This is a genomic window from Neisseria sp. P0022.S010 (genome assembly GCF_051956635.1).
The window spans coordinates 1-5,074 of sequence record NZ_JBQCXF010000206.1 but is presented as its reverse complement, the minus strand read 5'-3'; the positions used below and the strand labels follow the sequence as shown (position 1 = coordinate 5,074).

Here is a 5,074-nt window from a genome sequence, read left to right as displayed (position 1 = left end):
GCCGCCCATAAATGTGCCGCCGATACCGATAATGTGGATGTGTTTCATGATAAGACCGTCTTGGGAATGAATTAATTTTAAAGCCGTCATTATAACGGAGTTTGGATAAAGGGGTCGTCTGAAAAGTTAGGCAACAATAAGAATAGGAAAAAAATACGAGGGATTTGATTTTAAAAGAAGGGCGTTGAGGTTTTGATTGGACAAGTATTACTTTGAAAAGAGTTATTTAATACGGTAAAGTCGTTCATGAAGGTCAAGGGAAGCATTGCCTTGAATTCATCCATGCTTGATAGCGTGAGGTTTTCAGTAACAGATTTGCTTGGATAGACTTTAGAAAATGGGGGGTGTTATTCAATAATGCCGTCTGAAAAATAAGCCCTGATTAAAACAAGTCATGACTTTTTTCAGACGGCATTTGTATTCTGTATCTTGTGATTTCTATTAAAGCGCGGCATCCGAACGCTCGCCGGTACGGATACGGATGGCTTCTTCAACCGGATAAATGAAGATTTTACCGTCACCGATTTTGCCGGAATGTGCGGTTTCCAAAATGGCATCAACAGCCTGATCAACTTTGTCGTCAGCCAATACCAATTCGATTTTCACTTTGGGCAGGAAATCAACTGCGTATTCTGCGCCGCGATAAATTTCTGTATGGCCTTTTTGGCGGCCGAAGCCTTTGACTTCGCTGACGGTCATGCCGGTAATGCCGATTTCGGTCAAGACTTCGCGCACATCGTCGAGTTTGAAAGGTTTGATAATGGCTTCGATTTTTTTCATATTAATTCTCCTTATTTGAGAAAAGGCCGTCTGAAACATTCAGACGGCCTTTGTTCCATTAAGTTCGTTCAAACTTTATTTGAGTGAACTTATTTCTTTTTCTGAGCCGGCAGATCAGTACATACACCCAATGCCACTTCTGCAGCCATACCGATGGATTCACCCAAGGTTGGGTGTGGGTGGATGGTTTTACCGATATCAGTTGCATCACAGCCCATTTCAATCGCCAAGCAGACTTCGCCGATCATATCGCCGCCGTTAGGACCAACGATACCGCCGCCGATGATGCGGCCGGTTTCAGCATCAAAAATCAGCTTAGTGAAACCATTGTCGCAACCGTTGGCAATCGCACGGCCGGAAGCAGCCCATGGGAAGTTAGCTTTGGTGATTTTGCGGCCGGAAGCTTTGGCGGACAACTCGGTTTCGCCTACCCATGCCACTTCAGGAGAAGTGTAGGCTACGCCCGGAATAACGCGCGCGTCGAAGTAGGCTTTGTGGCCGGCACAGTTTTCAGCGGCAACGTGGCCTTCGTGAACGGCTTTATGCGCCAACATCGGTTGGCCGACGATGTCGCCGATAGCGTAGATGTGCGGCACGTTGGTGCGCATTTGTTTGTCGACTTCGATGAAGCCGCGGTCAGTTACGGCAACACCGGCTTTTTCAGCGCTGATGAGTTTGCCGTTAGGCGCACGACCGGCAGCCACCAGTACGGCATCGTAACGTTGTGGTTCTTTAGGTGCATTTGCACCTTCGAAGGTAACGTAAACGCCGTCTTCTTTAGGCTCGACAGCGACGGTTTTGGTGTTGATCATGATGTTGTCAAAACGGTATTCGTTTTGTTTTTGCCATACTTTCACCAAGTCACGGTCTGCGCCTTGCATCAGGCCGTCCATCATTTCAACAACGTCGAGGCGTGAACCCAGCGTACTGTAAACTGTACCCATTTCGAGGCCGATGATACCGCCGCCGATGATCAGCAGTTTGCCCGGTACTTCTTTCAGAGCCAGTGCACCGCTGGAATCGATGATGCGTGGATCTTCAGGAATGAAAGGCAGTTTGGTTACGCGGCTGCCTGCTGCAATGATACAGTTTTTGAAGGCAACGATTTTTTTCTCGCCGGTAGGGGTCGCTTGCTCGTACACGTCGCCGGTGGTCAGCGACACTTCCAAGTGGTGAGGATCCAAGAATTGACCGTCACCTTGGATAACGTCCACTTTACGGCCTTTGGCCATACCTGCCAAGCCGGTAGTCAGGCGGGAAACCACGCCGTCTTTGTAAGCGCGCAGCATGTCGATGTCGAGTTCTGGTTCTGGGTATTTGATACCGTTCGCAGCCAAGTGACGTACTTCATCGATTACGGCAGCGTTGTGCAACAAGGCTTTGGAAGGGATACAGCCGACGTTCAAGCAAACGCCGCCCAAAGTTTTGTAACGCTCGACGATGGCAACTTTCAAGCCTTCATCGGCAGCGGCAAATGCAGCGGAATAACCGCCGGGGCCACCACCCAATACGACCACATCGTATTCGGCATCGGCAGAACCGCCAAATTGTGCAGCTTGAGGAGCAGGAGCAGCAGCTTTAGGGGCTTCTTGTGCAGGAGCAGCTGGTGCTTCGGCTTTAGGAGCGGTAGCCGCACCTTCGGCTTCAACGACTGCAATCAAGCCGCCTTCGGAGATTTTGTCGCCGACTTTAACTTTGACTTCTTTGACCACGCCCGCAACTTCGGCAGGTACGTCCATCGTCGCTTTGTCGGTTTCCAAAGTAATCAGGGTATCGTCCACGGCAATGGTGTCGCCTACATTTACTTCAACCGCAATAATATCTACATTTTCGTGACCGCCAATGTCGGGCACTTTTAATTCAACTAAGCTCATGTCTAATCTTTCTGAATGATGTTCGGACTTCCTTTTCCAGACGGCCTGAGTAAAAAGGCCGTCTGGAAATGCTCGGATTACAGAGTAATGCGGCGGAAGTCTTTCAACAGGTTAGCCAGGAATACGGTAAAGCGCATACCGGCGGCACCGTCGATGACGCGGTGGTCGAAGGACAGGCTCAATGGGCACATCAGGCGAGGAGCGAATTCTTTACCGTTCCAAACCGGTTTGATTTGGGATTTGCACACGCCCAAGATGGCAACTTCAGGAGCATTCACGATTGGCGTGAAGCCTGTGCCGCCGATACCGCCCAAGCTGGAAATGGTAAAGCATGCGCCTTGCATTTCTTGAGGTTTGAGCTTGCCTTCGCGGGCTTTTTTAGACAATTCGGTCAGCTCTTGGCTGATTTGTTTCAAACCTTTTTGATCCACATCTTTAATCACTGGAACAACCAAGCCGTTTGGAGTGTCGGCTGCGAAACCGATGTTGAAGTAGTTTTTCAGCACCAAGTTGTCGCCATCCAAAGAGGCATTGAATTCAGGGAAGGCTTTCAGCGCAGCAACAGAGGCTTTGATGATGAACGCCAATGGGGACAGTTTCACGCCTTCGCGTTCCCATTCTTTGTTCAGCTGTTTGCGGAATTCTTCCAATTCGGTCATGTCCGCTTCCTCGTGTACGGTAACGTGAGGAATCACAACCCAGTTGCGAGACAGGTTTTGACCGGAGATTTTCTTAATGCGTGACAGTTCTTTAACTTCGACGCTGCCGAATTTAGAGAAGTCAACTTTAGGCCATGGCAACAAGTCCAGACCGCCGCCCAAAGAAGCAGCGGCAGGCTTGCCTGCGCCGCTTTGCATAACGGATTTAACGAAGGCTTTAACGTCTTCGCCCATGATACGGCCTTTCAGACCGGTACCTTTGACTTGGCCCAAATCTACGCCCAATTCGCGTGCCAGTTTGCGTGCGGAAGGACCTGCATGAGCTTTTGCAAATGCAGCTTCGTCGATTTTGGCAGCAGCAGGAGCAGCTGGCGCAGGCGCGGCGGCTGGTGCAGCAGGAGCCGGAGCGGCAGCTGGTGCAGGTGCGGCAGCTTGAGCGGCAGGAGCAGGAGTCGCTGCGGCAGAGCCAGCAGTTTCTACTTCGATAATGGCAGAGCCTTCGGATACTTTGTCGCCAACTTTCAGGAATACGGCTTTAACCACACCAGCTTCTGTACATGGTACGTCCATAGTGGCTTTGTCGGTTTCCAAAGTAATCAGGGTGTCATCAACTGCAACAGTGTCGCCAACTTTAATTTCAACGGCAATAACGTCTACGTCAGAGTGGCCGCCGATATCAGGTACAACAACTTGTACAGTAGCGCCTCCGGTAGGAGCGGCTGCAGGCGCAGCAGCAGGAGCAGCAGGAGCTTCTGCTGCAGGGGCCGTAGCGGCATCAGCAGCGGCAGCACCGGTTTCAACGGTCAAAATAACGCCGCCTTCAGAGATTTTATCGCCAACTTTAACTTTAACTTCTTTCACGACGCCGGCTGCATCAGCAGGTACGTCCATAGTGGCTTTGTCGGTTTCCAATGTAATCAGGGTGTCGTCAACGGCAATAGTGTCGCCTACTTTAACTTCTACGGCGATGATGTCGACGTTTTCATGACCGCCGATATCAGGGACTTTGATTTCTACGATACTCATTTGAGTTCCTTTAATATTTTCAGTTTGATGCCGTCTGAAAAACTATTTCACACGGCATCGGTACAGTTTGTTCAAACCATTCAAGCATTCGGTTTTCAGACGGCCTGATGTCTGAATGAAGCAAACAGGCCGTCTGAAACATCAATTAGCGTTTCCAGCTAGGGGCTGAATCGGCTTTGATACCATATTTTTCAATGGCTTGTTGAACGGTTTCTTTGCTGACTTTGCCTTGCTCGGCCAATGCGCTCAATGCAGCAACGGCAACGTTGTAGCGGTCAACTTCGAAGAAGCTGCGCAGGTTGGCACGGCTGTCAGAGCGACCGAAGCCGTCAGTACCCAAGACGTGGTAGTCGTTAGGGATGTAGGCACGGATACGGTCGGCATAGCTGCGGATGTAGTCGGTAGCGGCAATAACCGGACCGTCATGACCTTGCAGTTGAGAAGTAACAAACGGTACTTTTGCAGTTTCCAATGGGTTCAGACGATTGAAGCGTTCCACTTCGATAGCGTCGCGATGCAACAGGTTGAAAGATGGGCAAGACCAGATGTCTGCTTCTACGCCGAAGTCGGCTTTCAACAATTCGGCACCGGCAATGACTTCTTGCAGGATGGTACCGGAACCCATCAATTGAACTTTCTTGTCGCCTTTGCCGCCGGCTTTCAGCAGGTACATACCTTTCAGGATGTTTTCTTCTGCGCCTTCAGGCATATCCGGGTGAGCGTAGTTCTCGTTCA

Annotated in this window: 4 protein-coding genes; all 4 read right to left on the bottom strand. The window is 50.2% G+C overall.

The genetic code is table 11. The annotated features are described in order from the left end of the window. Window positions 1–441: 441 nt before the first annotated feature. Window positions 442–780, bottom strand: coding sequence for a P-II family nitrogen regulator (locus ACTHUT_RS13750; RefSeq protein ID WP_003746874.1), 339 nt, complete (start codon window positions 778–780; stop codon window positions 442–444). Window positions 781–869: 89 nt separating this feature from the next. Next, window positions 870–2,654, bottom strand: a complete 1,785-nt coding sequence (lpdA, locus tag ACTHUT_RS13745) for a dihydrolipoyl dehydrogenase (RefSeq protein ID WP_440386398.1) — start codon at window positions 2,652–2,654, stop codon at window positions 870–872. Window positions 2,655–2,731: 77 nt separating this feature from the next. Further along, on the bottom strand, window positions 2,732–4,339 hold the full coding sequence (gene aceF, locus ACTHUT_RS13740; protein ID WP_440386399.1) for a dihydrolipoyllysine-residue acetyltransferase: 1,608 nt from the start codon (window positions 4,337–4,339) through the stop codon (window positions 2,732–2,734). A 145-nt stretch (window positions 4,340–4,484) separates the two neighbouring features. Further along, the coding region (locus ACTHUT_RS13735; protein WP_440418902.1) for a transketolase-like TK C-terminal-containing protein at window positions 4,485–5,074 on the bottom strand (590 nt) is incomplete at its 5' end.

Coding starts and splice junctions, on each gene's coding strand:
- ACTHUT_RS13750 (WP_003746874.1), bottom strand. CDS start 780: ATGAAAAAAATCGAAGCCATTATCAAACCTTTCAAACTCGACGATGTG.
- aceF (WP_440386399.1), bottom strand. CDS start 4,339: ATGAGTATCGTAGAAATCAAAGTCCCTGATATCGGCGGTCATGAAAAC.
- lpdA (WP_440386398.1), bottom strand. CDS start 2,654: ATGAGCTTAGTTGAATTAAAAGTGCCCGACATTGGCGGTCACGAAAAT.